General features: G+C 42.0%; 6 protein-coding genes. All 6 read left to right on the forward strand.

From position 1 onward, the window contains the following. Nucleotides 1–130 precede the first annotated feature (130 nt). Complete coding sequence (locus tag MOZ60_RS11260; RefSeq protein WP_370596746.1) at nucleotides 131–403, forward strand: carbohydrate kinase family protein; 273 nt, start codon at nucleotides 131–133, stop codon at nucleotides 401–403. 319 nt (nucleotides 404–722) lie between these two features. Then, nucleotides 723–1,178 carry a DUF2712 domain-containing protein gene (locus MOZ60_RS11265; RefSeq protein ID WP_370596747.1) on the forward strand — a complete coding sequence of 152 codons (456 nt, stop codon included), beginning with the start codon at nucleotides 723–725 and terminating at the stop codon, nucleotides 1,176–1,178. A gap of 53 nt (nucleotides 1,179–1,231) precedes the next feature. Continuing rightward, nucleotides 1,232–2,056: a hypothetical protein gene (locus tag MOZ60_RS11270; RefSeq protein WP_370596748.1), complete on the forward strand. Its 825-nt coding sequence runs from the start codon at nucleotides 1,232–1,234 to the stop codon at nucleotides 2,054–2,056. A 32-nt stretch (nucleotides 2,057–2,088) separates the two neighbouring features. Further along, a complete protein-coding gene (locus MOZ60_RS11275) occupies nucleotides 2,089–2,955 on the forward strand; it encodes a hypothetical protein (protein WP_370596749.1) in 867 nt (288 codons plus the stop codon). A gap of 12 nt (nucleotides 2,956–2,967) precedes the next feature. Next, a complete protein-coding gene (locus MOZ60_RS11280; RefSeq protein ID WP_370596750.1) occupies nucleotides 2,968–3,525 on the forward strand; it encodes a DUF5028 domain-containing protein in 558 nt (185 codons plus the stop codon). Nucleotides 3,526–3,562: 37 nt separating this feature from the next. Next, on the forward strand, nucleotides 3,563–4,281 hold a 719-nt coding region (locus MOZ60_RS11285; protein WP_370596751.1), incomplete at its 3' end, for a hypothetical protein.

Below are 4,281 nucleotides of genomic sequence, written 5' to 3' on the forward strand. Positions count from 1 at the left end.
CATTATAGAAAGAAGGTTATTCGTCAATTTCAGGTGGCCTTGGAGGTCCGGAATCACTCCGAATCTGACTCCAGAAAACTGGCCTTGGTTTCACCGGAAACCCGGCTTCGCCATATCGGTGTATTCAGATGTGGATCTGCGGGCAGATGAGATTGATGAGAATCTGATTGCCAGTTCAAGGATCTTCCATTTTGGCTCGCTGTCTTTGACTGATGAGCCTGCCCGCAGTGCTACAAAGCTTGCTATTCGGTATGCCAGGGCACACAATCTTCTGATTTCAATTGACCCAAACCTGCGTGAGCCGCTGTGGCCGACGCTGGATGCAGCAAAGGAACAGATTGACTGGAGCATGCAGCAGGCAGATATCCTGAAGATCTCTGACAATGAGATCCATATGAACTAATGTCGTCTTAATATGTATCACTAGGGTATGCTCTAAAGACGGGTCTGGCAATAAAAACTGTCAGTTTCAGGCTGTATCTGCCTGGGACATTTTCCCTTTCCAACACTTGAGACATTATTATGGAAAAACACAGACTGAATAAAAAATGATCTTACATTGTTGAATGTATCCGGTTACATTACTATACTAATTAGTAGATAAAGTATTTCTGTAAAAAATGTAAAGGAGATTATATGATGGGGCGATACAAGAATGGAGACAGGGGCTTCTGGTGCAGATAATATTTTTCAGATAATATTAAAAGGAAAGGAGTTTTATCATGAAAAAACATAATGCTGCTTTTGCACTAGTAGGAAGTGCTCTTCTTGCGTTTAGCTGCTTTACCATGAAAGTACAGGCAGACTCATATGACCGGCCGTTCAGATTCATTTTTACAGATACATATGAAGGCAGAATTACAGGACCTCAAACGAAAGATAATGATAGCAGTGTCTACATGTGGTATTCAAGCGGTACCCCATCTTCCTATGAAGCCAAAGTTATAGCATTCACGAATCCCAATGCATATGAATGGACCGATTGTTCTGGTGGATATCGTTACAAGTTTAAGCATGGACAAAAACGCCTCATGTACAATTATGTAAAAGAAAACGGTTATTCTACTGCTGGTGTTTATGGTTATCATCAATCTTCTGCAGGCACTGCATCTGGTTACTGGAGTCCTGACAGTGTTTATGAACCTGGCGTATTACCAGCGTCTGACTATTTGAAGTAAGAAAACAAGGGCAGTGTCACAATTGCCCTTGTTTTTCCCAAAGGGGGTCCACGATGAAAAAGAAAAACAATGTCATATTTATTATGACAGGGATCTTTCTTCTCTGCGTCTTTGCCTATGTAAACCGCTCCTTTCTCAAAAACAGTCTTTTATCATTAATCCCATCGAAGACTGCCAGAGCCATGGAGCCTACTCCGTTTCCCGAAGATCATCTGTTAGAAGCGATTCATAATGAATATCTTGAAGCAATGAAAAATCCCAAAGCGGGGAACAGTCAATATGAAAACAAGGCGATTCAGCGCATCTATGAAAGAGACAAGGATCTTAATGAATATGAGGGCAAAGATTTTTCGGATGAGCAGACAGGCAATCTGCAGCTGAAAATCATCGATTATTTTGTGAGTGACAGCATGGAAGAAGCCAGTGATGGAAAAGCAACGGCTGAGGGGCTAAATAAAGATGCCTGGTATTATAACAAAGCATTTGATGATAATGGCAATCTGAAGCCGCAATATTCATTACTGACGGTAGATATGGACATAACAAATACAGGCGATGTCATTCATTATTTATCGACATATCAATCTTTCTTACAGGTATATATTCTGGATGACCAGGGAGAATGGTACTATTGGAATCAGAAAAACCTATGTCTTAGAAAAGATGGAGACAGCTTTGTGGAAATGGGACCAAATAATTATGTGATCTATGATTTGCAGAATGGCGAAACGAAAACGGTACGCTACATATTTGCTGTTCCCAAAGAAGTGTTTGATACCGATCTCCATATTGGCGTATTAGCAACAATTGGGTCTTCTCTGATGGAAACCCATGATGAGGATGCGTATACGATGTGGATGCTTAGAGGAATTCAATGAGAGTTTTGATTCTTCAGCCAAGGAGTATAATCATGAAAAAGCTATTGAAAATTGACTTGAAACGGATTCTTCACAGCAGGCGTTTCTGCATTTTGATATTGGTTGAGATTGCAGTTGTTGTGCTCTCATATGTTTGGAATACATATCCCTATGGACAAACGCTTTGGAATGTGGCGAAACAGCCTTTTGCGGCGGCACCGGAATTTCATGTGAGCTGGCTTGAAGCTTATTATCCTTTTACCTGGTATGATAAATGGATTGGCGCTGGTATGGGGGATTCGATTTTGGACCATTTCTATTTCATTGCGATGCCGCTGTGCGCGGCTTTTGCCATGGGAGACTATGTCACAAAAGACCATACGACAGGATATGTGAAACAAGTGTTCCTGCACGTTGGCAGAAAACAATACTATGCGGAAAAGGGAGTATGCAGTTTCCTTGTTGGTGGAATTACCATTCTGATACCGCTGATTGTTAACATTTTCCTGAATGCTGCTCAGTTTTCTTCTCTTGTACCAATGGTGGAACAGGGATTTGGGGTAGTCGTTCATGGGTATGTATTCAGCAGGCTGTACTATTCCCATCCGTTCATTTATATTCTGATTTATCTTTTCAACAGTTTTATGTATGGCGGTGCATTCTCGGTGCTTGCCTGTGCGGTTGGAATATTTGTTTCCAATGCATTTATTCCTCTTCTGTTTCCGTTTCTGGTCTATTTATTTCAGAATTCTCTGATGACAGCCCTGCAGCATCCTGAATTTGCGTTTGATGCATTGATCACAATGAATCGCGCCGATATCAGTTCTTATCTGTTTTGTCTGCTGGGGGCATTATGTATTCTGGTACCTGGAATTCTGGGACTTGTTTATGCAGGCAGAAATGATGAGACGATCGGATAGGAGGCAGAACAAATGCTGAAGAAAATCATTATTGGTGTTGTGACAGTATTTCTTGCCTTTTGTTCCATTCTGATTGTGAAGCAGCATATTCGTTATCCCCGGGGCACGGAGGTGGTGTATGCAATGCAGGAACCATTTACAATCGGCCCCTTTCAATTGGAAGTGACTGATGTTGAGGGACTTTCATTGACGGAATTTTGTGATTTGTATGACCTGCATATGAAAGAAGAGGACTTTGATGCTTCTTATAATATACAGGTGATCCTGGTCAGACTGCGGGTGACAAATCAATCCGAGAATGAACAGAATGTTCCTTTTTCAGGCGTGATGATCAGCTCACCGGATTATGCCAACAGTATAGAATTATTTTCGGCTATGGATATTAACGATATTGGGCAGGAGGGACTTGTTTTGCAACCGCAGGAAACAAGGGAAATCCTGCTGCCCTATATTGAATATGGTGATAGTTATGGCGTAGCTGAGGGGAGTCTTCTGGATCAGGTTCCTCTGCGTCTGAGTTTCAGGCTCTATCCTGAGAAGACGGTGGTAAAGCTGAATGACCTTTGGTGAAATTATGCATAAAGGAAAAAGTTTTGGGCAGGAAATTTTGAAATTATCATCGCGTGACATCCGCACCGGCATCTATCAGAACAGATGGAAATATCTTTGGGCAATTCCGTTGATTCTCATTTTCTTCTTTAATTTCCGTGAGCATGTCAATGGTTTCTTTAGCTATGGTCCGCATCAGTTTGAACCCAGCTTTATGGATTTCTGCCTGTACCTGTTCAAAGGAAAAGTGTTTACATTGCCGGATCCACATGTAAAGTATGAAATACCAATCATGTGGCTGACGACACAGATGTATGCCCTGTATATCATTGGCAGCTATCCAAGCGATGACAGAACCAGGCTGGGACAGCAGTATCTTCTGCGGTGCACCCATTCGACAAGCTGGTATCTGGCGAAGATGATTTACGGCATTGTTTCGATCGGTTTATTTTATCTGGAAATTCTTGTCATCGCGTTTTTAGTGACAGTTCCAATCTCAAAAGAAGTATTTACAGCACATCCTGATCTTGTGCGGATGTGCTCCAATATCCATCTGGAAAGACATACAGCTTTGGATCTGTACCGGAGCGTCTTTGTGATGCCGTGGCTGACGGCGGAAACGATGGGACAGGCATATATCTTCCTGCAGCTGTTAATCCGGCCCGCCTATGCATTTCTGGCATCACTGTTATATATCCTTTGCTCGGATTTCTATATGTCAAAATTTCTGATCGGGAACTATTCCATGATTGTAAGAAATGTGCAGGAAAACACCTT

The sequence above is a fragment of the Grylomicrobium aquisgranense genome, from assembly GCF_033971865.1.
Lineage (GTDB): Bacteria > Bacillota_I > Bacilli_A > Erysipelotrichales > Erysipelotrichaceae > Bulleidia > Bulleidia massiliensis.

Coding starts and splice junctions, on each gene's coding strand:
- MOZ60_RS11270 (WP_370596748.1), top strand. CDS start 1,232: ATGAAAAAGAAAAACAATGTCATATTTATTATGACAGGGATCTTTCTT.
- MOZ60_RS11275 (WP_370596749.1), top strand. CDS start 2,089: ATGAAAAAGCTATTGAAAATTGACTTGAAACGGATTCTTCACAGCAGG.
- MOZ60_RS11280 (WP_370596750.1), top strand. CDS start 2,968: ATGCTGAAGAAAATCATTATTGGTGTTGTGACAGTATTTCTTGCCTTT.
- MOZ60_RS11265 (WP_370596747.1), top strand. CDS start 723: ATGAAAAAACATAATGCTGCTTTTGCACTAGTAGGAAGTGCTCTTCTT.